The 25,900-nt window shown below is 66.0% G+C and carries 22 protein-coding genes; 14 read left to right on the top strand and 8 right to left on the bottom strand.

Going from position 1 to position 25,900, the window contains the following annotated elements:
- Positions 1-154: 154 nt before the first annotated feature.
- The 3 genes from AC6H42_RS10030 to AC6H42_RS10020 all read right to left on the bottom strand — a co-directional run bounded on the left by AC6H42_RS10030 (position 155) and on the right by AC6H42_RS10020 (position 5,145).
- Positions 155-3,367: an efflux RND transporter permease subunit gene (locus AC6H42_RS10030; RefSeq protein ID WP_057155254.1), complete on the bottom strand. Its 3,213-nt coding sequence runs from the start codon at positions 3,365-3,367 to the stop codon at positions 155-157.
- A 3-nt stretch (positions 3,368-3,370) separates the two neighbouring features.
- A complete protein-coding gene (locus AC6H42_RS10025; RefSeq protein WP_057155252.1) occupies positions 3,371-4,543 on the bottom strand; it encodes an efflux RND transporter periplasmic adaptor subunit in 1,173 nt (390 codons plus the stop codon).
- A gap of 155 nt (positions 4,544-4,698) precedes the next feature.
- Positions 4,699-5,145 carry a divergent PAP2 family protein gene (locus AC6H42_RS10020; RefSeq protein WP_057155251.1) on the bottom strand — a complete coding sequence of 149 codons (447 nt, stop codon included), beginning with the start codon at positions 5,143-5,145 and terminating at the stop codon, positions 4,699-4,701.
- Positions 5,146-5,282: 137 nt separating this feature from the next.
- On the opposite strand from AC6H42_RS10020, the gene AC6H42_RS10015 reads away from it, so the two are divergent.
- Positions 5,283-6,314 carry a DUF475 domain-containing protein gene (locus AC6H42_RS10015; RefSeq protein ID WP_057155249.1) on the top strand — a complete coding sequence of 344 codons (1,032 nt, stop codon included), beginning with the start codon at positions 5,283-5,285 and terminating at the stop codon, positions 6,312-6,314.
- Between the two features lie 37 nt (positions 6,315-6,351).
- Positions 6,352-6,729 carry a DUF8785 domain-containing protein gene (locus AC6H42_RS10010; RefSeq protein WP_057155247.1) on the top strand — a complete coding sequence of 126 codons (378 nt, stop codon included), beginning with the start codon at positions 6,352-6,354 and terminating at the stop codon, positions 6,727-6,729.
- Between the two features lie 121 nt (positions 6,730-6,850).
- Here the strand turns inward: AC6H42_RS10010 and AC6H42_RS10005 are convergent, their stop codons facing one another.
- From AC6H42_RS10005 to AC6H42_RS09995, 3 genes are all read right to left on the bottom strand, one after another.
- Entirely contained in the window at positions 6,851-9,193 is a 2,343-nt protein-coding gene (locus tag AC6H42_RS10005; protein WP_057155245.1) for a coiled-coil domain-containing protein, read from the bottom strand.
- Between the two features lie 121 nt (positions 9,194-9,314).
- Positions 9,315-10,070 (bottom strand): SDR family oxidoreductase, encoded by a 756-nt coding sequence (locus AC6H42_RS10000; protein ID WP_497547935.1) that lies wholly within the window; start codon positions 10,068-10,070, stop codon positions 9,315-9,317.
- 102 nt (positions 10,071-10,172) lie between these two features.
- A complete protein-coding gene (locus tag AC6H42_RS09995) occupies positions 10,173-11,171 on the bottom strand; it encodes a serine/threonine protein kinase (RefSeq protein ID WP_497547934.1) in 999 nt (332 codons plus the stop codon).
- Between the two features lie 86 nt (positions 11,172-11,257).
- Between AC6H42_RS09995 and AC6H42_RS09990 the strand changes: the two genes are divergently transcribed.
- The 4 genes from AC6H42_RS09990 (at position 11,258) to AC6H42_RS09975 (ending at position 15,313) form a co-directional block, all read left to right on the top strand.
- Positions 11,258-11,956 carry a UPF0149 family protein gene (locus AC6H42_RS09990; RefSeq protein ID WP_057155241.1) on the top strand — a complete coding sequence of 233 codons (699 nt, stop codon included), beginning with the start codon at positions 11,258-11,260 and terminating at the stop codon, positions 11,954-11,956.
- A gap of 173 nt (positions 11,957-12,129) precedes the next feature.
- Entirely contained in the window at positions 12,130-13,401 is a 1,272-nt protein-coding gene (locus AC6H42_RS09985; protein WP_497547933.1) for a DUF1800 domain-containing protein, read from the top strand.
- A gap of 48 nt (positions 13,402-13,449) precedes the next feature.
- Positions 13,450-14,826: a DUF1501 domain-containing protein gene (locus AC6H42_RS09980; RefSeq protein WP_497547932.1), complete on the top strand. Its 1,377-nt coding sequence runs from the start codon at positions 13,450-13,452 to the stop codon at positions 14,824-14,826.
- A gap of 82 nt (positions 14,827-14,908) precedes the next feature.
- Positions 14,909-15,313 (top strand): hypothetical protein, encoded by a 405-nt coding sequence (locus tag AC6H42_RS09975; RefSeq protein ID WP_057155236.1) that lies wholly within the window; start codon positions 14,909-14,911, stop codon positions 15,311-15,313.
- Positions 15,314-15,322: 9 nt separating this feature from the next.
- On the opposite strand, the gene AC6H42_RS09970 is transcribed toward AC6H42_RS09975, so the two are convergent.
- Both AC6H42_RS09970 and orn read right to left on the bottom strand, forming a co-directional pair.
- Entirely contained in the window at positions 15,323-15,781 is a 459-nt protein-coding gene (locus AC6H42_RS09970; protein WP_497547931.1) for a heme-degrading domain-containing protein, read from the bottom strand.
- Between the two features lie 7 nt (positions 15,782-15,788).
- Positions 15,789-16,373, bottom strand: a complete 585-nt coding sequence (orn, locus tag AC6H42_RS09965) for an oligoribonuclease (protein WP_056397682.1) — start codon at positions 16,371-16,373, stop codon at positions 15,789-15,791.
- Positions 16,374-16,420: 47 nt separating this feature from the next.
- On the opposite strand from orn, the gene AC6H42_RS09960 reads away from it, so the two are divergent.
- The 8 genes from AC6H42_RS09960 to AC6H42_RS09925 form a co-directional block, all read left to right on the top strand.
- Positions 16,421-17,689 carry a M48 family metallopeptidase gene (locus AC6H42_RS09960; protein WP_057155232.1) on the top strand — a complete coding sequence of 423 codons (1,269 nt, stop codon included), beginning with the start codon at positions 16,421-16,423 and terminating at the stop codon, positions 17,687-17,689.
- Between the two features lie 11 nt (positions 17,690-17,700).
- The gene (locus AC6H42_RS09955) at positions 17,701-18,051 is read left to right on the top strand and encodes a 4a-hydroxytetrahydrobiopterin dehydratase (RefSeq protein WP_057155230.1); all 351 of its coding nucleotides are present in this window, start codon (positions 17,701-17,703) and stop codon (positions 18,049-18,051) included.
- Positions 18,048-18,986 (top strand): ribosome small subunit-dependent GTPase A, encoded by a 939-nt coding sequence (gene rsgA, locus AC6H42_RS09950; RefSeq protein WP_057155228.1) that lies wholly within the window; start codon positions 18,048-18,050, stop codon positions 18,984-18,986. The genes AC6H42_RS09955 and rsgA overlap by 4 nt, the downstream gene beginning before the upstream one ends.
- Positions 18,987-19,080: 94 nt before the next feature.
- The gene (locus AC6H42_RS09945; RefSeq protein WP_497547930.1) at positions 19,081-21,945 is read left to right on the top strand and encodes an ATP-binding protein; all 2,865 of its coding nucleotides are present in this window, start codon (positions 19,081-19,083) and stop codon (positions 21,943-21,945) included.
- Between the two features lie 87 nt (positions 21,946-22,032).
- The gene (locus tag AC6H42_RS09940; protein ID WP_157200918.1) at positions 22,033-22,278 is read left to right on the top strand and encodes a hypothetical protein; all 246 of its coding nucleotides are present in this window, start codon (positions 22,033-22,035) and stop codon (positions 22,276-22,278) included.
- A gap of 374 nt (positions 22,279-22,652) precedes the next feature.
- A complete protein-coding gene (argF, locus tag AC6H42_RS09935) occupies positions 22,653-23,579 on the top strand; it encodes an ornithine carbamoyltransferase (protein ID WP_057155223.1) in 927 nt (308 codons plus the stop codon).
- An 87-nt stretch (positions 23,580-23,666) separates the two neighbouring features.
- Positions 23,667-24,899, top strand: a complete 1,233-nt coding sequence (locus tag AC6H42_RS09930) for an argininosuccinate synthase (RefSeq protein ID WP_057155222.1) — start codon at positions 23,667-23,669, stop codon at positions 24,897-24,899.
- A 117-nt stretch (positions 24,900-25,016) separates the two neighbouring features.
- Positions 25,017-25,900 (top strand): CHASE3 domain-containing protein (locus AC6H42_RS09925; RefSeq protein ID WP_497547929.1); only part of this gene is annotated, 884 nt, incomplete at its 3' end.

Below are 25,900 nucleotides of genomic sequence, written 5' to 3'. Positions count from 1 at the left end.
GATGTCGTTTGCTATGTGTTATCCCGGCGGCGGATCGCCGGCGCCAGGCGGGGGCGTAGCATACTACATTTATGAAGCAGTTGCCTTGAGTTACTAAACCGATAAAAAAAGGACCCCGCAGGGTCCTTGTCAGCGCGGCGCCCGGGCGGGCGGATCAGGCGGCGGGTTTCAGGCTGGCGCCGCCGCGGCCGGTCAGCTTCAGCACCACCCATTTCAGCAGGCGGTACACCAGGCGCACGAACACCAGCGTCAGCAGCGCCTCGACGAAGGTCAGCAAGAAGGCCAGCGCCGAGCCCCAGCGCGCATCGCGGCGGTGGAACTTGGCCACCATACGGTCGCGGGCGATCTCGATGCTGTCGTAGAAGGTCGGCACCACCAGCAGGGTCAGGAAGGTGGAGGTAATGGTGCCGCCGATGATGGCGATCGCCATGGGGCGGTAGAACTCGCCGCCCTCGCCCATGCCGATGGCCACCGGCATCATGCCGGCGATCAGCGCAAAGGTCGTCATCAGGATAGGACGCAGCCGCATGCGGCCGGCATACATCAGCGCATCCTCGCGGCCGTAGCCTTCCTCTTCCCGCTTGCGCGCCGCATCCAGCAGCAGGATGGCGTTCTTGGCCACCAGGCCCATCAGCATGATGACGCCGATAAAGCTCATCAGGTTCAGGGTGCCGCCGGTCAGCAGCAGGCCCACCACCACGCCGATCAGCGACAGCGGCAGGGACAGCATCACCGCGCCCGGCGCCGTGAAGGAACCGAACTGCATCACCAGCACCAGGTACATCAGGCCGATACCCGCCACCAGCGAAATGCCCATCTGGGTGAACACTTCCTGCTGGTCCTTGCCGGAGCCGCCCACGGCCAGGCCGAAACCGGGCGGGTAGTCCAGCGACTTGGCCAGCTTCATCGCGTCCGAAATGACTTCGCCGTGCGCGCGGCCTTCCACGTTGGCCGACACCGAAATGGTGCGCTTGCCGTTCTTGTGGCGGATGGTCGATGGGCCCTTGCCCATGGTGACGCGGGCGATCTGGTCCAGCGGCACCATCATATTGGTGTTGGACACGCCGATCGGCAGGCGCTCGATATTGTCCAGGCTGACCCGGTCTTCAGGGTGCAGGCGCACCGCCACGTCGCGCGTTTCGCCGGTCGGATCGACCCAGTCGCCCACTTCGATGCCGGCGAAGGCCACGCGCAGCGCCTGCGCCGCGTCGCCGGCCGAAATGCCCATCGAGTTGGCCAGCGAACGGTTCAGTTCGATCTGCAGCTCGTCCTTCGGATCCTGCTCGGACAGGCCGACGTCCACCGCGCCCGGCACCTGGCGCAGCTTGTCCATGAAGGTGTTGGTGATTTCCATCAGTTTGCGCGAATCCGGGCCGACGAAGTCGATCTGCACCGGCTTGCGGGCGTTGTTGGACAGGTCGTCCAGCACCACGAACTCGCCGCCCACCAGGCCGGCCAGTTTCTGGCGCAGTTCCACGCCGATCTCGGTGGCGTCGCGGTCGCGCTTGGAACGCTTGCCGATGTCGACCCAGATGCGGCCGCCCGACAGGTTCACATAGGTGCTGGTCGCTTCCACTTCCTTGATGGTGTGGGCGATTTGCGCCGCCTTGGACATCTTCATCTTGGTGTATTCCAGGCTCGACGAGGACGGCGTGCGCACCTCGATGGCCAGCGAACCGAAGTCCGACTTCGGCAGGAAGCTGGTACCGCCCCATTTCGCCTGCAGGGCGATCGCGCCGACAAAGGTGGCAAAGGCGATCACGGCCATCCAGCGGCGGTGGTGCAACGCCCAGGCGATCACCTTGCCGTAGCGGTCGGCCTGGTGGTCGAACCAGTGGTTGAACTTGTCCAGTACCTTGCCGATGCCTTTCTTCTGCGCCGTGTGGTGGTCGGCCGGGTCGCCCCAGTAAGCCGACAGCATCGGGTCCAGCGTGAAGGAAATGAACAGCGACACGGCCACCGAGCAGGTCACGGTCAGCGCGAACGGACGGAACCATTCGCCCGGCATGCCCGGCATGAAGGCCACCGGAATGAACACGGCCATGATGGAGAAGGTAGTGGCGGCCACGGCCAGGCCGATTTCGGCGGTGCCGTCCAGCGCGGCCTTACGGCGGTCCGAACCCATCTGCATGTGGCGCACGATGTTTTCCCGCACCACGATGGCGTCGTCGATCAGCACGCCGATCGCCAGCGACAGGCCGAGCAGGGTCATGAAGTTCAGGGTGAAGCCGCACAGCCACACCGCGATAAAGGCCGCCACCACCGAGGTCGGCAGCGACAGCGCGGTAATCAGGGTCGAGCGCCACGAATTGAGGAAGGCGTACACCACGAAAATGGTCAGCACGGCGCCGAACACCAGCGCCTCGATCACATTGTTCAGGGAATCCTGCGCGTCTTCGCCGCCGTCCTGGGTGATTTCCAGCGACGCCGTCTCGCCCAGTTCCTTGTTGATTTCAGCCACCAGCGCGCGGGTTTCCTTGGCCACGCTGACGGTGGACGCTTCACGCGAGCGGATGATGGACAGGCCGACGTTGGACTTGCCCGAGCGCAGGCTGATGTTGTTGATTTCGGCAAAGCCGTCTTCGATCGTGGCCAGCTGGCCCAGGCGGATCAGTTCGTCGCCGCGGCGCTTGACCACCACGTCCTGGAACTCTTCCGGACGCTCGATGCGCCCGACCAGGCGGATCGCCTTCTCGTCCAGGGCGCCGCGCACCTTGCCCACCGGGGCGTTGGTGTTCTGCATGCGCAGCGCGCTGGCCACTTCGGCCACCGACACATTGTATTCACGCAGCTTCTCGGCGCGCAGCAGCACCGACAGCTCGCGCCGCAGCGCGCCGTTGACGTTGACCACCGCCACGCCGTCCAGCGCGCGGAAACGGTCGGCCAGCTTGTCTTCCGCCAGGCGCGAAATACCCGCGTGCGACAGGTTCTTGGACGACAGCGAGATCTGCATGACCGGCTGGGCCGAGTCGTCGACCCGCTGTATCATCGGCTCGCGCATCTCGGTCGGCAGCTTGTAGCGCACCGAGGCGATGGAATTGCGCACCTCGTCCGAGGCTTCGATCAGGTTCTTGTCGAAGGCGAAGCGCAGTTCGATGGTGGCGCTGCCCTCGCGCGAGGTGCTGTACGAGTCGGTCACGCCGGAAATGCTTTGCAGCGATTTCTCCAGGCGGTTGACGATCTCGCGCTCCACGGTTTCCGGCGAGGCGCCAGGATACGGGATGTTGACGATCAGGACGGGAATGTCGACGTCCGGGTTCTGGTTGACGCGCAGCTTGGACAGCGCCAGCAGCCCCATGGCCATCATCGCCACGATCAGCACGATCATGGCGACGGGGCGCTTGATACTGAAATCGGAGAGGAACATGGCTTAGTTTCCTTTGCTGGCTGCCGCAGGCGCCGCCGCGCCGGCCGAGGCCACCGCCTTGGGCTGCTGCATTTCAACCTTCTGGCCGTCGCGGAAGGCCGACGACGGCGCGCGCAGCACCATATCGCCCGAAGCCAGGCCTTTTTCCACCTGCCAGGCGCCGCTGCGCGCGTCGCGCGCGCCGATGTCCAGGCGGGCTTTCACCAGGGCCTTGTCCTTGATCTTCCAGGCGAAGGTGTCGTCGCCCTGCTTGACCAGCGCCGATTCCGGGATCATCAGGGCAGCGGTGCTGGCAGCCTCGATGCGGCCTTCGGCGAACAGGCCGGCCACGCCCGGACGGGCCTTGTCGGCAAATTCCACCAGCACTTCCACCTGGCGGGTGACCGAGTTGGCGGCCGGATCGACGCGCTTGACCTTGCCGCTGAAGTTCTGGCCCGGGTAGCCGTTGATGGCGAACACCACGTTCTGGCCGGTTTTCACCACGCCCACCTTGTCGGCCGAGACGCGGCCTTCAAAGCGCATGGACGACGGATCGACCACTTTCACCAGTTCCTTGCCGACCTGGGCGGTATCGCCGGCCGACACCTTGCGCTCGGAGACGATGCCGTCGAACGGCGCGCGCACCAGGGTGCGCGACAGCTGCTGGTTGGCCGCCACCAGGCGCGCCTTGGCGGCCGACAGGTCGCTCTGGGCATTGTTGCGGCGCACTTCGGCGTCTTCCAGCACCTGCGAGGACACCATGCCGGACGACTTGAGCGTCTTCTGGCGCGCCAGCACGCGCTCGGCCTGCTCCAGCGACTGGGTGGAGGCGCGTACCGCCTCGCTGGCCGAGCTCATGGAATCGCGCAGCGACGTGTCGTCCAGGCGCACCAGCAGGTCGCCCTTCTTCACCGCCTCGCCGTTTTCCTTCAGCACCTGCATCACCACGGCGCCCACTTCGGCGCGCATGTCGGCTTTGCGTTCCGGCTCGATGGAACCGGTGATGACCGGGCCGGAGGCCAGGGCATTGGTTTCCAGCGTGACCAGATCCTCTGGGGCGATTTGCAGCGTAGCCAACTTCTTATCGTCGGCCTTGGCCGACGCACTGGCCTTGCCGGCCTCCGGCGCTTTGTCTGACTTGCCGCAAGCGACGAGCGCTGAAGCGACGGCGAAAGCTATGAGGGTTTTACGCAACATATAAATCTCCAGAGGATAGGACTACTTTGCTGTTATTAAATGCATGTTTCTGCAAGCCGCAGAGTATCCGGGGAGCAGATGGCAGTGTCAATTCGCAGGGGGCCAGACTGCGGGTTTTTGTGGCTGGAATGCTGAAATAGCGGATAGACCGCAAATCATCGGCTAAACAAAGCGTGGACCAAATGACCGATGGCGATGCCGGTGCACAGGCCGCCGATGATTTCGACCACCGTGTGGCCCATGCGTTCGCGCAGCCAGGTATGCGCGCCCGGCTGCTTGCCGTCCTGCGCGCCGGCGCCTTCCTGGGCCAGCCGGTTGATGGCTGCGGCCTGGCGTCCCACGTGCTGGCGCAGGCTGTTGGCGTCGATGATGACAATAAAGCACAGCGCCACCGCCACGCCAAAGGCCGGATGCCCCATGCCCTCGCGCAGCGCGATCAGGGTGGCCATGCTGGACACCACGGCGCTGTGGTTGCTGGGAAAGCCGCCGTTGCCGACCAGGTTGAAGGCCCAGCGGCGCGCTTTGGCGCTATTGATCAAAAATTTGATTGGACCGACGGCGGTCCAGGTAATGACAGGGGTAAGCAAATAGGCGAGATCCATCGGAATTCCTTTGTGGCAATCCATCCATTATCGCAGAATGGCTGTGGACGGCGATAGCAAGTCATATAAAATCGACATGCCGGCTTTGCTGGGCAACCACAGCGGAAAAACCACAGAAGGAACCAATAAGGACCCACATGAAACATTTCAGAATATCCATCCTGGTCACCATCGTACTCATGCTGGCTGCCTGCTGGTGGGGCTACAGCCGGGGCGGCGTCAGCGGCATGCTGACCGCGCTGTGGATCACGGCGGTGCTGGGCGTGATGGAAGTGTCGCTATCGTTCGACAATGCGGTCGTCAACGCCGCCGTACTGCGCGACTGGAACGCGTTCTGGCAAAAACTGTTTCTCACGGTGGGTATCCTGGTGGCGGTGTTCGGCATGCGCCTGCTGTTCCCGCTGCTGATCGTCTCCTTCGCCACCGGCCTGGGTCTGCTGGAGGTGTGGGATATGGCGCTCGCCACGCCGGACGAATACTCGCGCTACCTGAACGGCGTGCACGCCGAGGTGGCGGCTTTCGGCGGCGCCTTCCTGCTGCTGGTGTTCCTCAACTTCCTGTTCGACGAGGAAAAGGAGCTGCACTGGCTGGGCTGGATCGAGGAAAAGCTGGGCGCGCTGGGCACCGCCGGCCTGGCCATCCTGCTCACGCTGCTGGGCATCCTGGCCTGCGTGGGCCTGGTGCCGGAAGCGAAAAAGCTCAGCGTGCTGTCGTCCGGGGTCATCGGGGTGGCGGTCTACGTGGCGGTGGACTGGATCAGCAGCCTGCTCGAGAGCAAGGAACACGACCCGGTCACGGGGGTGGCGCTGGCCAAGGGCGGCATCGGCGGCTTCATGTATTTGGAAGTGCTGGACGCCTCGTTCAGCTTCGACGGCGTGATCGGCGCCTTCGCCATCACCTCGGACGTGGTCATCATCATGCTGGGGCTGGCCATCGGCGCCATGTACGTGCGCTCGCTGACGGTGTACCTGGTGCACAAGGGCACACTGGATGAGTTCGTTTTCCTGGAACACGGCGCGCACTATGCCATCGGCATCCTGGCGCTGATCATGCTGGCCAGCGTGAAGTACCACATTCCCGAATGGTTCACGGGGCTGTCCGGGGTGGCGTTCATCCTGGTGTCGCTGTGGTCGTCGGTACGATACCGCCGCCGGATGGCCGGGGAATGATAAGATCGCAAGGTTGCCACCCAAACCAGCGAATCACATGATCAAACCAACTTCCCGCATCAAATATCTCCTGCTGGCGCTCGTGCTGGGCGCCGGCCTGCTGTTCGCCGCCTACACCTGGATCACGCTCAGCGTGTCTTATTCGGAAGGCGAACGCGCAGGCTACCTGCAGAAATTCTCCAAACGGGGCTGGATCTGCAAGACCTGGGAAGGCGAGCTGCTGCTGACGTCGATGCCGGGCGCCATTCCGGAAAAATTCCAGTTCAGCGTGCGCGACCCCGAGCTGGCCAAGCAGATGTCCGCCGCCACCGGCAAGCGCGTCCTGCTTACCTACGCCCAGCACAAAGGCGTGCCGACCGACTGCTTCGGCGAAACCGAGTACTACGCAGAACGCCTGCAAGTCCCGGCGCAATAACAAAAGCGGGTTACGCGGTTTCCGCGCCAACCCGCCCTACATCCCGTCACAGCCTGCCGTGTTGCGCAAGGCGGGTTAGCGGGGCGCGCCGAGCGGCAGGGCCGCGCAACCCGCCAGCGTCTCACCGGCCGCGCCACACCGCGCCGGCAGTCTCCTTCAAGCGGCCGATCACGTCGCGCGCCATGGTTTCCGACTGCTCGTGCTCGGCGCGCGCGCGCGCCGCGGCCAGGGTTGCGGCAAAGGCGTTCTCCTCCACCAGCGCGGTCTGCGCCGCGTCGGCTGCCAATTTCTCTTCAATCGCGTTCAGTGCATTCTGCGCGGCGTGCTGGCGGCGGGTTTCCAGTTCCAGCAGCTTCTGCTTCGCCTGCGTCATGGCCTGGGTGGTGTCGGCCACCTTGCGCTGCATCGCAGCGTGCGCCTGCGCCGCTTCCACCAACGCCTTCTGCTCATTGGCCTTGTCCTGCGCGGCCTGGGCGGCGGCCAGCACCGCCCGCTCATGCTCGCGGGCCAGATCGGCTTGCGCCTGTTCCGCATCGGCCTGCGCGCGCAGCGCGGCGGTGGCGGCGCGCTCGGACTCCAGGCGGCTTTCGATGGACTTGGCGGCACGCGCCTCGGCGGCGTTGGCCAGGCGCTGCTGGGTCAGTTTCTGGTCGATCACGGCCAGCGAATGGCGTTCGGTTTCCACGAACTCCTGCTCGGCCTGCAACAGCTCGGCGGCCTTGGCGGCCTTCTCTTCTTCCACCTGCGCGCGCTGCACATGCACTGCGCTCAGCTCCACCGCCAGGCGCGCCTGCGCGGCCACGGCTTGGGCGGCGACCGCCTTCTGATCGGCTTCCAGCGTGGTCTGCTCCGCCATCAGCTGCATCGCGGCGGCTTCCTTGCCGGCCGCCGCTGCCAGGCTTTCGTCGGCGGCCTGCTGCAGGCGCAGCGCTTCGGCCTGCTGCTGTTCGGCGGCGCTGCGCGCCTGGGCGGCTGCGGCGGCGCCCTCTTCGGCTTGCAGGCGCTGTTTCAGCGCGGCGATGGCTTGCTGCTCGGCGGCGGCGCGGGCCTGCTCGGCGGCCAGCAACTCGGCGGCGCGGGCAGCCTTCTCTTCGGCCAGCGCGGTGGCGGCGTTCTGCGCCTCGACCTGGGCGGCCAGGGTAGCCACTTCAGCCTGCTGCGCGGCATTCTGCGCGGCCGCCAGTTCCACGGCGGCGCGCGACAGCGCAGTGCGCTCGTCGGCCAGCTGGGCGGCGCGCTGCTGCTCCAGGCTGTCGGCGCGGGCCGCTTCGGCGGCGGCCTGCTCGGCGGCCTGGCGCAGGCGGGCCTGCTCCAGCGCCTGCGCTTCGGCTTCCACCTTGGCCAGGGTGTCGATTTCTGCCTGCTGCTCGGCCTCGAAGCGCGCCAGCGCGACGGCGCGCAACTGGCGGTCCACTTCGATGCGCGCTTCGGTGGCGCTGATGATGCGCGCGTCCGCGTCGCGGCGGGCCTGGGCGCTGGCGGCGGCCACCGCTTCCAGGCGCTCGCGCTGCACGGCCGCGTCGCGGATTTCCTTTTCGGTCTGCAGGCGCAGGTGCAGCGACTGCGCGGCGCTGCGCTCGGACTCGGCCTTGGCCAGGGCGATGGCTTCGCGCTCCTGCTCCAGGTGCGCCAGCGCGCGGGCCTCTTCCAGCGCGCGCGCTTCGGCGGCGGCGCGGTTGAAGGCCGCTTCCAGCGCGATCTGGTCGGCGCGCTCGCGCTGCACGGTCAGTTCCAGCGCTTCGGCTTCGGCCGTGGCCAGCGCGTCGGCGGTCTGGCGCGCGCCATAGGCATGGCGCTCGCGTTCGCGCGCCAGGGTGGCCAGGCGGGCGTCGGCGGAGGCGATGCCGACCATCTCTTCGCGTGCGGCCTGCACGGCGGCCAGGCGCTCGGCGGCCTGCTTGCGCGCTTGTTCGGTTTGCGCGCTCAGCTCGTCGGCGGCGCGCGCGGCCTGCTCGGCCAGTTCGGATTCGGTGGCGATCTGTTCGCTGGCGCGCTTGCGGCTTTCTTCCTCGGCGCGGGCGCGCTGCTCGGCGGCCAGGCGGATCTGGGTGTCGGTTTCGGCGCGGGCGCGCAGTTCGGCGGTTTCCATTTTCACCGCTTCCAGGCGCGCCATGCTGGCTTGCGCGGCGGCGCGCAGGCTTTCCAGGCGTTCGCGGTTGGCGGCAATGGCTTCCTCGGCCGCCTGCGCGCTTTGCTGCGCGGCGGCCGCGGCGGCCGCGTCGATGGCGGCGCGGTCGTCGGCCAGGGCGCGGGCGCGCGCTTCGGCGTGGGCACGGCTCTCGGCGGCGCAGGCGGCCTTGGCTTCGGCTTCCACGCGGGCGATGGCTTCCTTGATGGCGCTCATGTCCATGGCGCCGCGCGGCGCCGGTTCAGCGGACTCTTGCAGAGGCAGGACGGGGGCATCATTGGCCTGAGCGGCTGCTTCAGTTGCTGCGTCGAGGGGCTGTGCCAGTTGTGCTTGCATGGTGGTTCTCGCTTAGTCGTGCGCCCCGGCACCCGCCGGGACTTCTGAATAAGCATTATCAAACATCAGCCCGGCAGACCTAGCCCCAAGCAGAGCCGGAAAACCCCGCCATTTCTGCCGATCAGGCGGCGGCCTGCGCGCGGCGCAGCCATTCGTCGAGGTTGATGCGGCCCAGGCGCGCCTCGCCCAGCGGCACCAGCGACAGCTCCGCTACCCGGCCGCCGAAATAGCGCGCCTCCGGATCGGCCAGCACCTGGCGCGGGTCGTCCACGGCTTTCAGGTAGCGGGCAATGAACTGGTTCAGCGGCGCGCGTTCCGGGCCGGCGATGTCGATGGTGTCGCTGCGCGGCGCCACCGTTGCCACTTCAGCAACAACGGCGGCCACGTCGTCCGCCGTGATGGGCTGGAACTGGCCGGGCGCCAGCTTGACCACCTCCCCTGCCGCGCCGGCGTCGGCGATACCGCCGAGGAATTCCATGAACTGGGTGGCGCGCACGATGGTGTACGGGATGCCGCCGGCCTGGATCAGCTGCTCCTGCGCCGCCTTGGCGCGGAAGTAGCCGTTGTCCAGCATGCGGTCGGTGCCGACGATGGACAACGCCACGTGGTGCTGTACGCCCGCCTCGGCTTCCGCCGCCAGCAAGTTGCGGCTGGTGGCCTGGAAGAAGTCCAGCACGGCGCCGGGTTCCCATGAGGGCGCGTTTGCCAGGTCGATCACCACCTGCGCGCCGGCCAAGGCCTCGCGCAGGCCTTCGCCGGTGTAGCTGTTGATGCCCTGGCTGGGCGAAGCGGCAATGGCTTCATGGCCGGCCTGGCGCAGGATGGAAACGGTTTTGGAGCCGATCAGGCCGGTGCCACCGATAACGACGATTTTCATGATTGCCTTTCAATTGGATGTCAAATTCGGCGACCCAAGTGGCCGCTCCTTGCATATAAGACGGTGCAAGGAAGCGACTTGTGACAGGCAATCGGCTATTTTTTACACCGGCAGCGGCGCCTCGTCCATCAGCGCAATCTGCTCGCGCAGCTCCAGGACCCGGTCCTGCCAGTAGCGCTGGGTGTTAAACCAGGGGAAGGCCGCCGGGAAGGCCGGGTCGTCCCAGCGGCGGGCGATCCAGGCGGAGTAATGGATCAGGCGCAGGGTGCGCAGCGCTTCCACCAGGTGCATTTCGCGGCTATCGAAGTCGCAGAAGTCCTCGTAGCCGGCCAGGATGTCGCCCATCTGGCGCACCTGCTCGTGGCGCTCGCCGGACAGCATCATCCACAAGTCCTGGATGGCCGGGCCCATGCGGCTGTCGTCGAAGTCCACGAAGTGCGGGCCGGCGTCGGTCCACAGCACGTTGCCGCCGTGGCAATCGCCATGCAGGCGCAGGATGGACACGCCGCCCGCCCTGTCGTAGCAGCGCCGCACGCCGTCCAGCGCCTGGTCGATCACGCTGCTGTAGGCCGCCAGCAGTTCGCCCGGGATGAAGTTATTGGCCAGCAGGTAGTCGCGCGGCTCGGTGCCGAAGGTGGCCGGGTCGAGCGCGGGGCGCTCTTTATACACGCCCAGCTTGCCGGCCTCGTGGATGCGGGCGATGAAGCGCCCGGTCCACTCCAGCACGGCAGGGTCGCCCAGTTCGGGCGCGCGGCCGCCGTGGCGCGGGAACACGGAGAAGCGGAAACCTTGGTATTCATGCAAGGTCCGGCCATTCACCGTCAGCGCCGGCACCACGGGGATTTCGCGCTCCGCCAGTTCGGCCACGAAAGCGTGTTCTTCCAGGATGGCGGCGTCGCTCCAGCGGCCCGGCCGGTAGAACTTGGCCACCAGCGGCTTGCCGTCGTCGATGCCGACCTGGTATACCCGGTTTTCATAGCTGTTCAGCGCCAGCAGGCGGCCGTCGCCGTGCAGGCCTATGCTGTCGAGCGCGTCGAGCACGCAGTCCGGGCCGAGGGCGGCGTAGGCGTGCAGGGTGGTGTCTGGAGTGTCGGTTGTCATGGCGCCATTGTAAGCGCCGCCGCATTCTTCCGCCCGCAACGCTGCGCCGCAGCGTATACTGGCAGCTTCAATAAGAAGGAAAGCATATGCAACTCGATCAGCCTCTGAGCGAAAAAGAATTCGACGAACTGGACAACTTCCTGCTGTCCGAGCGCAGCCCGGAAGATTCCATGACCATGGACCACCTGCACGGCTACCTGACCGCCATCGCCATCGGCCCGGAGCCGATCATGCCGGCCGAGTGGCTGCCGCGCGTGTGGGGCCCGGACGGCAACGACGCTCCCAAGTTCAAGAATGCCAAGGAAGAAGAACGCATCGTCAACCTGATCATGCGCTTCATGAACGAAGTGCTGGTGACGTTCGAAGTGGCGCCGAAAGAATTCGAGCCGCTGTTCGTGGAGCACGAAGTCGAAGGCCAGACCCTGATCGACGCCGAAGCCTGGTGCTGGGGCTTCTGGGAAGGCATGGAACTGCGCCCGGGTTCGTGGGACGCGATCTGGGATTCGGAAGTGGGCGACCTGATGCGGCCGATCTACCTGCTGGGTGCGGACGAGATCGAAGAAGACGAACTGCCGCTGGTGGAAGATCCGGTCAAGGCGCACAAGCTGGGCCAGGAGCTGGAAGCCAACCTGCCGGCCATCCACAAGTTCTGGGTACCGCGCCGCAAAGCGCCGGTCAGCACCGTGGTGCGCGACGAGCCGAAAGTGGGCCGCAACGACGACTGCCCTTGCGGCAGCGGCAAGAAGTACAAGAAATGCCACGGTGCGGAAGGCGGCGCCGAGTAACGCCGCCGGGCGCTGACACTTTTCGGCGCCCAGTGTGACCCCGGTTTGACCCGAGTGACAGTTTTTGTCGCCTTGCACCTCGCAAGCGTACGGAAATTGTCACTTTTTCGTTTGGCATGCCTGGCACGCGAATTGCTGTTTGGAAACAAGTATCCAGACAACAAGGAGATGTCATGCGTGGAATCCTGAGCCGGGCCTGGGCCGCGGCCTGCCTGATGAGCCTGGCCGCCGGCAGCTGGGCCGCGCCCGACCCGGCCACCGTGGCCGCCGCGCGGCTGCTTGAACACGCCACGTTCGGCCCCACCGCGACCGACATCGCCAAGGTCCAGGCCATGGGCCAGCACGCCTGGCTGGCGCAGCAGTTCGAGCTGCCCGCCAGCGCCCTGCCCGCCACCGCGGACATGAACGTGCTGCGCGCCAACTGGTTCACCAACATGGCCGGCGGCCAGGACCAGCTGCGCCAGCGCATGATCTTCGCGCTGTCCCAGCTGTTCGTGGTCTCGGCCGACAAGAACCCCTACGCCAACGAAATGCAGCCCTGGCTGGCCACGCTGTCGGCCCACGCCTTCGGCAACTTCGACACACTGCTGCGTGAAATGACGCTGAACCCGTCCATGGGCAAATACCTGGACCTGGCCAACAGCAAGGCGCCCGCGCCGAACGAGAACTATGCGCGCGAGGTGATGCAGCTGTTCACCATCGGTCCCGTGATGCTGAACCAGGACGGCAGCGTGCAGGCCGACCGCAACGGCGATCCCATCCCCAGCTATGACCAGGCCCGCATCGCCGACATCTCGCGCGCCCTGAGCGGCTGGACTTACCAGGGCGCCAGCACGACCGGCGCCAACTGGGAAAAGTTCACCGGTCCGCTGCAGCCGCGCGAGCGCCTGCACGACAAGGGCAGCAAGACGCTGCTGCAAGGCCTGGTGCTGCCGGCCGGGCAGAGCACCGTGCAGGACTTCGACGCGGTGATGGAGAACCTGTTCCAGCACCCCAACCTGCCGCCCTTCATCGCCACCCGCCTGATCCGCGCTTTCACCAGCAGCAATCCCAGCGCGGCCTACATCGAACGCGTGGCAGGCGTGTTCGCCAACGGGCCGGCCGGACGCGGCGACCTGAAAGCCACGCTGACCGCCGTGCTGACCGACCCGGAAGCCCGCATGGATACGCCCAGCGCCAGCCAGGGCAAGCTGAAAGACCCGATGCTGCACTCGCTGAGCCTGTTCCGCGCGCTGGATGCGGCAGTTCTCAACCCCACCAACGCGTTCTGGGAATATTCGCAACTGGGCCAGAAGCTGCTGAACGCGCCCAGTGTGTTCAATTTCTATTCTCCAATGACGGGGCTGCATGTCGCCCGCCGCGCGCAGCGCCATCGCAGGCTCCGTCAACGCCACCACGGACAAGACGCAGCGCGCCCTGGCCGCGCTCTACCTGACCGCCATTAGCGCCGAATTCGCGCTGCAGCAATGACCACGAAGACACCGGAGACTGCCATGAACGACAACCACCTGTCCCGCCGCGGCTTCCTCGGGCTCGGCGCGCAAGCCGGCATGCTGGGCGCGTTGTCCGCGCTGGGCCTGCTGGGCGCAAATCCCGCGCATGCTGCCGTGGGCGACTACAAGGCCCTGGTGTGCCTGTACATGTACGGCGGCAATGACGGCAACAATATGATCGTGCCGCTCGACACCATCCGCTACGGCAAATACAGCGCGATACGCGGCAGCCAGGGGCTGGCCCTATCCGTGGCCAGCAAGACGCTGGTGAGCGAGCGCCGCGCGCGTTTGCAAGCCGTGTCCGACCCGGTGGACCAGCCGTTCGCGTTCCACTACGGCATGGCCGAGCTGGACGCGCTGTTCGGCCAGGGCCAGGTGGCGGCACTGCTCAACGTGGGCAGCCTGCGCCAGCCGCTCAGCAAGGCGCAGTACCAGGCCGGCGTGGCCGTGCCGCCGCAGCTGTTCTCGCACCCGGACCAGCAACTGCAGAACCAGGCCGGCACGCCATCGCTGGCCGGCACCGGCTGGGGCGGGCGCCTGGTCGACCTGCTGGGCACCGGCGGCGAGCTGGACGCGGTGGCGCTGGGCGGCGGCGGCCTGTTCATCGAAGGCGGCAAGACGCACGGCAACCTGATCCCCGCGAACGGCCAGCTCAACCTGGCCGGCATGAATTTCTGGCCGCAGGCGGAAGCGGAACAGCGCCGCGCCGCGCTGGCCGCGCTGCTGTCGGCCAGCCATCCCAACATGGTGGCCGGCGCCGCCAACCGCACGCTGCTCAACGGCATGGAGCTGGTGTCCGACCTGAAGGCCGCCACCGGCGGGCCCGCGCTGGCGACGCCCTTCCCCGGCCACAGTCTGGCGCGGCAGCTGAAGACCGTGGCCCAGCTGATCCGCCTGCGCGCGGCGCAGGGACCGGGGCGGCAAGTGTACTTCGTCTCGCAAGGCGGATTCGACACGCACGGCGGCCAGGCCTACCAGCAGTTCGACCTGCTGCGCCAGGTGTCGCAATCGCTGGCCGCCTTCCAGCAGGGGCTGGCCGAAATCGGCGCCCAGCAGCAAGTGACGACGTTCACCTTGTCGGACTTCGGCCGCAGCCTGCAGCCGAACAGCGGCGGCACCGATCACGGCTGGGGCAACCACCACCTGGTGGTCGGCGGCGCCGTCAGGGGCGGCCTGTATGGCCAGTTCCCCGACTTCACGCTGGGCGGCAAGGACGACGCCACCGGGCGCGGCGTCTGGATCCCGCAGATCTCCAACCAGCAATACGGCGCCACCCTGGGGCGCTGGTTCGGCGCCGACGAGGCCATGCTGGAAACGCAGGTATTCAAGCACGAGCTGGCCAACTTCGCCGTCAAGGACTTGGGCTTCATGGGCTGAGTGCGCGCTGCGCGAAGCTCGCGCCGCATCGGCCGCTGGACCGCCTACAATCAGTGTAGGAGTCATTTTCAGCGAGTTCGCAATGGGGCATGACGATTATCAGCAGCGCAAGCTGCACTGGCTGGCGCGCATCGACAGCTTGTATGGGCTGGTGCAGCAGTGGCTGGCGCGCTATGCGGAGAAAGGCCAGGTGAAATACGACTTCCACGCGCTGGTGCTGACCGAGGAATTGCTGGGCACTTACACCACCCGCACGCTGGGCATCAGCCTGGGGCAACAGCACGTGGTGCTGCGCCCGGTGGGCGTGATGCTGGATACCGGCGGCGGCCGCCTGGACCTGGAAGGCCATCGCGGCAAAGTGCGCTTTGTACTGCCCGACCTGGCGTCGGACTGGAAGATTGCCACCAAGGACGGGGAGTACCCGGCCTTTGAGGACTTTAACGAGAATAACTTCCTGGAAGCGCTGCTGGAAGTATCCAGCGACTAATTCGACCGGCTACATCATCGCGCGGATGGCTTCCACCGCCAGTGCATGATCTTCCGCCTGCGGCAAGCCGGACACCGTGATGGTGCCCACCACGCCCACGCCTTTGATAGTGAGCGGAAAAGCGCCGCCGTGCGCCGCGTAGTCCTTGCTGTCGAGGTAGGGCACCGCCTCGAAATCCACGCCGCGCAGCTTGTGATCGCTGCCCACGTAGAACGAGCTGCGGCCGAAGCGGTTCACCACATTGTTCTTGCGCCGTATCCAGTCCGCCTGGTCGGCACTGGCGCCGTCCATGGCATGGTGGAACAGCACCTGGCCGTTGCGCGTGATATTCACGGTGATGGCCTTGCCCTTCGCCTTGGCCGCGCCGACCAGGCTCAAGCCCAGCGCCAGCGCCGTGTCATTGCTAAAGGCTGAAAACTGCAGTTCCTGTTCCTGGCGCGCCAGGGCTGCGAGCAGGTCGGCGTCCATGGCGTCCTTACAGCTTGATGAAGTGTTCGCGGTAGTACTTCAGCTCTTCGATGGACTCGACGATGTCGGCCAGCGCAGTGTGCTTCTGGTGCTTCTTGAAGCCGCCGACGATCTCCGGCTTCCAGCGCTTGCACAGCTCTTTCAGCGTAGACACGTCGATATTGCGGTAGTGGAAGAACGCCTCCAGCTTCGGCATGTACTTGACCATGAAGCGGCGGTCCTGGCCGATGGTGTTGCCGCACATCGGCGCCTTGCCGGCCGGCACCCACTTCTTCAGGAAGGCGATCAGCTCGGCTTCGGCGAATTCCTCGGTGATGGTGGACGCCTTGACGCGCTCGGTCAGGCCGGAACGGCCGTGGGTGCCCTTGTTCCAGTTGTCCATCTTGTCCAGCGTTTCATCGGATTGATGAATTGCAAACACCGGGCCTTCGGCCAGGAAGTTCAGGTGCATGTCGGTGACGATGATGGCCACTTCGATGATGCGGTCGGTTTCGGGTTCCAGACCCGTCATTTCCATGTCCACCCACACCAGGTTGGTCTCATTCGGACGCTCTTGCGGGGTAGTCGTCGGGATTTCGGTCGCTTGTGACATAATTCTCTCTTGGCCTAAACAATCCGCCATTTTCTCACAGGCATAGAATGTATTCACACGCGTTTTCGATTTTGTTCGTTACTTTCCTGGTTCTGACGCTGGCCGTGCGCTTCTGGCTGGCCTCGCGCCACATCCGCCACGTGCTCGCCCACCGCAGCGCCGTGCCGCCCGAATTCGCCGAAAAAATCCCGCTGGCGGCGCACCAGAAGGCCGCCGACTACACCATCGCCCGCACCAAATTCGGCATGCTGGGCATGGTGGTCAACGCCGCCGTACTGGTCGCCTTCACCTTGCTGGGCGGCCTGCAATGGCTGTCGGTGGAAGTGTACAAGCTGGCCGGCCCCGGCATGGGCTACCAGATCGGCCTGCTGGTCGCCTACGCCGCCATTTCCGGCCTGGTCGATCTGCCCTTCGACTACTACAAGCAATTCGGCCTGGAGCAGCGCTTCGGCTTTAACAAGATGAGCCGCGGCCTGTTCTTCGCCGACATGCTCAAGGGCGTGGCGCTGGGCGCCGTGATCGGCCTGCCGCTGGTGTGGGTGGTGCTGACGCTGATGGACAAGAGCGGCGCGCTGTGGTGGCTGTACGCCTGGCTGGTGTGGAGCGGCTTCCAGTTGCTGATGATGGTGCTGTTCCCGACCGTGATCGCGCCGCTGTTCAACAAGTTCACGCCGCTGGCCGACGAATCGCTGAAATCGCGCATCGAAGGACTGATGCAGCGCGTCGGCTTCGCTTCCAAGGGCCTGTTCGTGATGGACGGTTCCAAGCGCAGCGCGCACGGCAATGCCTATTTCTCCGGCTTCGGCGCCAACAAGCGCATCGTGTTCTTCGACACCCTGCTGTCGCGCCTGGCGCCGCAGGAAATCGAGGCGGTGCTGGCGCACGAGCTGGGGCACTTCAAGCTCAAGCACATCGTCAAGCGCATCGGCATGCTGTTCGCCATCTCGCTGGCGTTTCTGGCACTGCTGGGCTGGCTGAAGAACCAGCTGTGGTTCTACACCGGCCTGGGCGTGGACCCGCTGCTGCTGCCGGGCGCCAGCAACGACGCCATGGCGCTGCTGCTGTTCGCGCTGGCGCTGCCGGTTTTCACCTTCCTGCTGGGACCGCTCACCTCGCTCAGCTCGCGCAAGCACGAGTTCGAGGCGGACGCCTTCGCCGCCAAGCATACCGACCCGCGCGACCTGGTGTCGGCGCTGGTGAAAATGTACGAGGACAACGCTTCGACCCTGACGCCGGACCCGCTGCACTCGGCGTTCTATGATTCCCATCCGCCGGCCAGCGTGCGCATCCGCCAGCTGAACCTGGCGCTCCAATGAGGACCCCGACCATGACGATCCTGGACGCACAACACCTGCAGGCGCTGCACTGTTCACCCGCCAAGGACGCGCTGGACGGCGAGGAAGCGCGCCGCCTGGCGGCCCTGCTGCCGCACTGGCGCCTGGAAAACGGCAAGCTGGTGCGCGAGTTCCGCTTTGCCGACTATTACGAAACCCTGGCCTTCGTCAACGCGCTGGCCTATGTCACGCATGCCGAAGACCACCACCCGGAACTGACTGTGACCTACAACCGCTGCGTCGCCCGCTACGACACCCACTCCGTGAACCAGGGCCAGGGCGGCCTGTCGCTCAACGATTTCATCTGCGCGGCCAAGGCCGACGCCCTGGCGGAGCGCGCATGAAGCAGCAAACCCAGGCCAAAGCAGCGTCCAGCAAGCCGGCACAGCAGACCGGCACCATCATTGCCGCCCACGGCCGCCACTACCTGGCCGAGGTGCATGGCGAGCGCGTGCAATGCGTTACGCGCGGCAAGAAGACCAACGTCGCCGTAGGCGACATCGTCAAGCTGACCGCCACCTCGGCCGACCAGGCCGTGATCGACGAGATCACCGAGCGCAAGACGCTGCTGTACCGCTCCGACCAGTACAAGTCCAAGCTGCTGGCGGCCAATGTGAGCCAGCTGTTCATCGTCGTGGCCACCGAGCCCGGCTATACGGACGACCTGGTCTCGCGCGCCACCGTGGCGGCGGAAGCGGCCGGCATCGAGGTGCACCTGATCCTGAACAAGGTGGACGTCACCGAGTCGCTGGCGCGCACCCGCGAGCGCCTGAAGATGTATTCGAAGCTGGGCTATCCGGTGCATGAGGTGTCGGCCAAGGGCAATCCCGATCACGCCGTGGCCACGCTGCAGCCGCTGCTAAAGGGCAATTCGTCCATCCTGATCGGCCAGTCCGGCATGGGCAAGTCCTCGCTGATCAACCTGCTGGTGCCGGGCGCCGATATCGCCGTGCGCGAAATTTCCGCCGCGCTCGACACCGGCAAGCACACCACCACCTTCACCCGCCTGTACACCATGCCCGACCTGGGGCCGGACACGTCCATCATCGATTCGCCCGGTTTCCAGGAATTCGGCCTGTACCACCTGAGCGAAGGCATGCTGGAGCGCGCCTTCCGCGACTTCAAGCCCTACCTGGGCGGTTGCAAATACTACAATTGCCGCCACCTCAACGAACCGCAATGCCCGGTACTGGACGCGGTCAAGGCCGGCGAGATCAGCAGGCTGCGCCACGAACTGTATGGCCAGCTGCTGCACGAGTCGGCGCAAACACTGTATTAAAAAACAATTGAATTGGCATCTGTTCAAAAAGTCGATTGCAGCTTTCGATGCTGTGGAGCATTATTAGCAAGGTAGCGAAAAACTGAGGAAGGCCATGGACATGTTCGCGGTCGAGGATGATGTTGCTCAATGGGAAGTATCACTGCTTCCCTTGCGCGGCGTCGCGCGCCTGCCCGTCCTGGTGCCGCTGGCCTGGCACGTGCGCCAGCGCGACAGCGACCGGGCCGAAGCGCTCGCCGCCGAAGCGCTGGCCCTGCTGCCGCAGACCAATCTCGATCCCAACGCCCAGAGCGCCATCGCCGCCCGCATGCAGCTGGTGCAGGGCGAAGTGCTGTGGCTGCGCGGCGCACTGGACCAGGCCGAGGCGCACGCCCAGCTCGGCTTCGAGCAGCTATGCACGCTGGGCGACCATGAAGCCTGCGCCGACGCCCACTGGCTGCAGGCCTCGATAGCGGTGGACCGGGGCGACCACGCGCGGTGCGACCTTGAACTGGCGCTGGCCCTGGATGCCGCCGGCCTGGCGCGAGACCGCGAGCGCCAGCACATCATCGAAGCGGCCACCGCGCGCTGGGCCATCCTGCGCGACCCCAACTGCGCCGCCGGCTGGAACGCCCGGCCCAGGCATGACCCGCACGCGGCAAGCGGGACAGAGGCGGACGGCGGCGCGGAACCGCCGGGCCCGGCCGCCTGGCGCCACGACTACCTCGGAGTGGCCGCCAGCCTGTCCAGCGACTTCGCCACCGCCGCCAGCCACTACATCCGCTGTTATGAAAGCGCGCTGGCCACCGGGCAGCTGCGCGTGGCCATCACCGCCGCCACCAATATCGGCGAAGACTTCACCAACCTGAACGACCACCACGCCGCGCTGGAATGGATGCAGTGCGCGCTGGACCTGGCCCGTCCCACCGGCTGGCCGCGCAGCGTGGGCGCCTGCCTGATGCACACGGCCGACACCATGCGCCGCCTGGGCCGGCTGGACGCGGCCGAGGAACTGCTGCACGAGGCACTGGAGATCCTGGCGCCGCTGTCGGGCGCGCGCAGCTACGCCATCGCACTACAATACCTGGGCGACCTGTCGCTGGACCGGGGCGACTACGCCGCCGCGCTGGACGCCTTCCAGCGCCTGGAAGGCCGCGCCGACGCCCTACAGCAAGCCGATTTCCAGACCGTGGCGCGGCGCGGCCAGGCGCACGCCCTGTCCGGCCTGGACCGGCCGCAGGAAGCGCTGCGCGCCGCGCACGAAGCGGTGCGGCTGGCGGGCGAGCAATGCAATATGCATCACCAGGTGACCGCGCTGCGGGTGCTGTCGCTGGTCCACGGCCGCCACGCGCTGACCAGCCCGGACGGCATGACCGAGCTGAACGCCACGCTGCACTATCTGCACAAGGCGCTGGCGGTGGCGTCCGCCATCGACGGCTACACCGTGCCGGGCGACCTGCTGGATGCGCTGGCGCGCGAGTACGCCCGTGCCGGCAGCTACCAGCAGGCCTACCAGATGGCGGTGTCGGCCAGCGCGGCGCGCGAGAAGACGCACAGCCAGGAAGCCACCAACCGCGCCGTGGCCATGCAGGTGCACCACCAGACCGAGCACGCGCGCGCCGAGGGCCAGCACCACCGCGAGCTGGCCGCGTCCGAAGCGCGGCGCGCCGAACTGCTGCTGCAAACCAGCGCCATGCTGGAGCGCCTGTCGGCCATCGGCCAGGAGATCACCACCCACCTGGACGCGGCCGCCGTGTTCCAGGCGCTGGACCGGCACGTGGAGGCGCTGCTGCACACGCACACCTTCGCCATCTACCTCTACGACCACGGCGCCCAGTCGCTGACGCGCGCCTTCGGCGTGGAAGGCGGCTGCGCGCTGCCCACCAATGTGATCCCGCTGTCGCATCCGCACTCGTACTCGGTGCGCTGCCTGAACGAACGGCGCGAAGTGTACGTGCCCGACCTGAACGGCACCGATCACAGTTTCGTCATCCCCGGCACCTGCCCCAACCGCAGCGCGCTGTACGTGCCGCTGCGGGTGGGCGAGCGCGTGCTGGGCGTGATGACGGCGCAGTCGCTGGAACTGAACGCCTACGGCGAGCGCGAACGGCTGATCTTCCGCACCCTGTGCGCCTACGGCGCCATCGCGCTCGACAACGCGGAAGCCTACCGCCAGTTGCAGGACGCGCAGACCCAGCTCGTGTCGCAGGAAAAGCTGGCCGCGCTGGGCTCGCTGATGGCCGGCGTGGCGCACGAGCTGAACACGCCGATCGGCAACAGCCTGCTCATCGCCAGCACCCTGCAGCAAAAGACCGCCGAGATCGAGCAGCAAATGAACGGCGCAGGCCTGCGCCGCTCCGAGCTGGCCGCCTACGTGGCCGACGCGCAAAAAGCGTCCGAGCTGGTGATGCGCGGGCTGACCAGCGCGGCCGACCTGGTAAACAGCTTCAAGCAGGTGGCGGTGGACCGCACCACCGAGCAGCGCCGCATGTTCAACCTGCAGCAAGTGACGCACGAGGTGGTCGCCACCATGATGAACCGCATCCGCAACGCCAACCACAGCATCGAATACGAGGTGCCGGACACGCTGGCCATGGACAGCTATCCGGGGCCGTTCGGCCAGGTGCTGGCCAACCTCATCAACAACGCGCTGCTGCACGCCTTCGAAGGCCGCCAGCATGGCCGCATGCGGCTCAGCGCCAGCACGCCCGCCGAGGGGCGCGCACTGCTGGTGTTCAGCGACGACGGCGGCGGCATCCCGGCCGAGCACCAGTCGCGCATCTTCGATCCCTTTTTCACCACCAAGCTGGGCCAGGGCGGCAGCGGTCTGGGACTGTCGATCAGCTACAACATCGTCACCTCGCTGCTGGGCGGGCAGATCAGCGTTTCCAGCAGCCCGGCCGGCACCGTGTTCACGCTCGACCTGCCGCTTACCGCGCCGATGCAGGACGACACCGGGCCGGTGGCGATCTATCATTAAAAAATTGTCTATACGTGCCGATTTGATATTAAACTGGGCGGCACGGAGCCGCGCCAACCCGGTCTCGGCCCGTCTACAAGGACGCCCATGAAATCACTCATTCTGGCCGCAGTTGTGGCCAGCCCGCTACTGGCAGGCTGCGCCACCTCCCCCGACGAGCCTCGCACGCCGATTGTTTCCAACTACGACACCGACGCCTACATCCCGACGGGCACCAACCTGAAGCGCAAGAACAAGGACGCCGCCGACCGCATGCAGTCCATGTCCGCCGAAGACGCCCAGCGCCAGCTGCAATTCGTCCCGGTTGCGCCGTCCAGCGCCAGCAGCCGCTAAACCACGCCGACGCGGCGCCCAGCGCCGCTCTCGCTTGCCGGCCCGTCGGCAAGCAGCGCATGGTGAGCGAGCACATGAACGCCCGGTTGTAGACCAGCACCCGCAATCCTCCCATTCGCAACCGGCCCCGCTGCCTCCGCGGCAGCGGCGTTGCGAAAATAATACCCAGTGATTGGAGCAGAAACTCGGCGCGCATTCCGCACGATACAGTGCGGCAAGTTGCGGGGAGCGGTGCGACCCGCGACGCGCGGCAGCCGCAGCCAGGTGTCCCCAGCCTTCATTGCTGCCGCGCCCACAATTTAGCCGTATAATGTTTTGCTAAGCTGGCGTTTCCGGCACCCCCGCCACTGCCAGCCCAACAAATCGTTGTCACTATGTCTACCCAAAAACCGATTCGGCACTACCTGCAGTTTTCCGACTTGTCGTTGGATGAATACGAATACGTGATCGAACGCGCCCACGTCATCAAGCGCAAATTCAAGAACTACGAGATCTATCACCCGCTGGTCGACCGTACGCTGGTGATGGTGTTCGACAAGAACTCCACCCGCACCCGCCTGTCCTTCGAGGCCGGCATGCACCAGCTGGGCGGCGCCGCCATCTATCTGAACACCCGCGACTCCCAGCTGGGCCGCGGCGAGCCGGTGGAAGACGCCGGCCAGGTCATGTCGCGCATGTGCGACGTGATCATGGTGCGCACCTTCGGCCAGGACATCATCGAGCGTTTCGCCGCCTTCTCGCGCGTGCCGGTGATTAACGGCCTGACCAACGAACACCACCCCTGCCAGGTGTTCGCCGACATTTTCACCTACTACGAGCACCGCGGCTCCATCGCCGGCAAGACCGTGGCCTGGGTGGGCGATGCCAACAACATGCTGTACTCCTGGCTGCAGGCTGCCGAGGTGTTCGGCTTCCACGTCAACGTGTCCACGCCCAAGGGCTACGACATGGACATGTCGCTGGTGTCGACCGACCGCTACACCTTCTTCGCCAACCCGTCCGACGCCTGCGAAGGCGCGGACCTGGTCAACACCGACGTGTGGACCAGCATGGGCTACGAGGACGAGAACGCGGCCCGCCTGAAAGCCTTCGACGGCTGGATCGTCGATTCGGCCAAGATGGCGCGCGCCAAGCCGGACGCGCTGTTCATGCACTGCCTGCCCGCTCACCGCGGCGAGGAAGTGTCGGCCGACGTGATCGACGGCCCGCAGTCGGTAGTCTGGGACGAAGCCGAGAACCGCCTGCATATCCAGAAGGCGCTGATCGAATACCTGCTGCTGGGCCGCCTGGACGGCAAGTGACGCAGGGCGGGTTACGCTGCGCTAACCCGCCGGCGCCGCCGCCCGGCAAGATAAAATACCGAATCACCTATCAAGAATGGAACGACCATGAGCGACATCAAAAAAGTAGTCCTCGCCTACTCCGGCGGCCTGGACACCTCCGTAATCCTGAAGTGGCTGCAGGATAACTACAAGTGCGAAATCGTCACTTTCACGGCCGACCTGGGCCAGGGCGAGGAGCTGGAGCCGGCACGCGCCAAGGCGATCAAGTTCGGCATCAAGCCTGAGAACATCTACATCGACGACGTGCGCGAAGAATTCGTGCGCGACTTCGTGTTCCCGATGTTCCGCGCCAACACCGTGTACGAAGGCGAATACCTGCTGGGCACCTCGATCGCGCGTCCGCTGATCGCCAAGCGCCTGATCGAGATCGCCAACGAGACCGGCGCCGACGCCATCTCGCACGGCGCCACCGGCAAGGGCAACGACCAGGTGCGTTTCGAACTGGGCGCCTACGCGCTGAAACCAGGCGTCAAGATCATCGCCCCATGGCGCGAGTGGGACCTGCTGTCGCGCGAAAAACTGCTGAAGTACGCGGAAGACGCCGGCATCGACATCGACATGAAGCACAAGAACGGCGGCGCGCCGTACTCGATGGACGCCAACCTGCTGCACATCTCCTTCGAAGGCCGCCACCTGGAAAACCCGAGCGCCGAAGCCGAGGAATCGATGTGGCGCTGGAGCGTGAGCCCTGAAGCGGCTCCCGACCAGCCGGAATACCTGGACATCGAATACGAAAAGGGCGACATCGTGGCCCTGAACGGCGTGCGCATGTCGCCGGCCACCGTGCTGACGGAACTGAACCGCCTGGGCGGCAAGCACGGCATCGGCCGCCTGGACCTGGTGGAAAACCGCTACGTCGGCATGAAGTCGCGCGGCTGCTACGAAACCCCTGGCGGCACCATCATGCTGAAGGCGCACCGCGCCATCGAATCGATCACGCTGGACCGCGAAGTGGCCCACCTGAAAGACGACCTGATGCCGCGCTACGCGTCGATGATCTACAACGGCTACTGGTGGGCGCCTGAGCGCGTGGCGATCCAGACCCTGATCGACCACACCCAGGCCACCGTGAACGGCTGGGTGCGCGTCAAGCTGTACAAGGGCAATGTGATTGTCGTGTCGCGCGATTCGAAGACCGATTCGCTGTTCGACATGACCATCGCCACCTTCGACGAAGACGGCGGCGCCTACAACCAGGCCGACGCCGGCGGCTTCATCAAGCTGAACGCGCTGCGCATGCGCATCGCCGCCAACGCCCGCCTGAAGCGCGGCCAGTAATACGATAGGCTGTACCGGCGCTGTCACGGCGCTGTACCCGAGCGGGCCGCCATGTGCGGCCCGTTTTGTTTTTCCGGCCGAGGGTGCTACATTGCCATATCGCCGCCGGGAGAACCCATGAAAGACATGCGCATAAAAACCAAGCTCACCGCCGGTTTCGGCGCCATCGTCGCCACCCTGCTGCTGCTGCTCGGGCTCTCCTACAACCAGTTCAGCCGCCTGGCCGCCGCCAACGCGTGGGACCGCCATTCGCTGGAAGTGCTGCTGGAGGCCGACCAGATCGCCAACGCCGTGCTGCAGATCCAGAACTCCACGCGCGGCTTCATGCTGACCGGGAACGAGAGCCTGGTGCAGATCATCCCGCGCGAAGAGGAAGCCATGCGGCGCCATGTGGCGCGCGCCCTGGTCCTGACGCAGGACAATCCGCAGCAGCAGGCGCGCCTGAAGCAGATCGGCCCCATGGCCGAGGACTGGGTGCAGAACGTGATCCATCCGCTGCTCGATAAACGGCGTGCGCTGAACAAGCAGGTGGGCGTGTCGCAGCAGGTGGCCACGGCGGCCGATGTGCTGAACGGCGCCAAGGTGATTGCCGACGTGCGCAAGCTGCTGGCGGACCTGTCCGCCGATGAAAACCGTTTGCTGGCCCAGCGCTCCGCCGACGCGCGCGAGATGCAGCAGGCGCAGGCCTGGTTGCTGGGCGGCGGCGGCGCGGTGGCCGTGGCGCTGGCCATCGGCATCGGCTGGCTGCTGCTGCGCGCCCTGCTCACGCCACTGGGCCTGCTGATGCAGGCAGTGGGCCGCATCGCCGCCGGCGAGCAGTCCGCGCGGGTGGTGGTGGTGTCGAACGACGAACTGGGCGAGGTGGGCACGGAGTTCAACCGCATGGCGCAAACCATCCAGGACAGCCAGGCCAGGGAACTGGCCGACACCAACCTGCTGCGCGCCAAGGTCGATGCGCTGCTGGCAGTGGTGTCCAAGGCCGCCTCCGGCGACCTGACGGG

The organism is Massilia sp. NBRC 108631 (assembly GCF_059704565.1).
The sequence above is the reverse complement of the archived record's forward strand: the minus strand, read 5'-3'. Positions and strand labels throughout refer to the sequence as shown.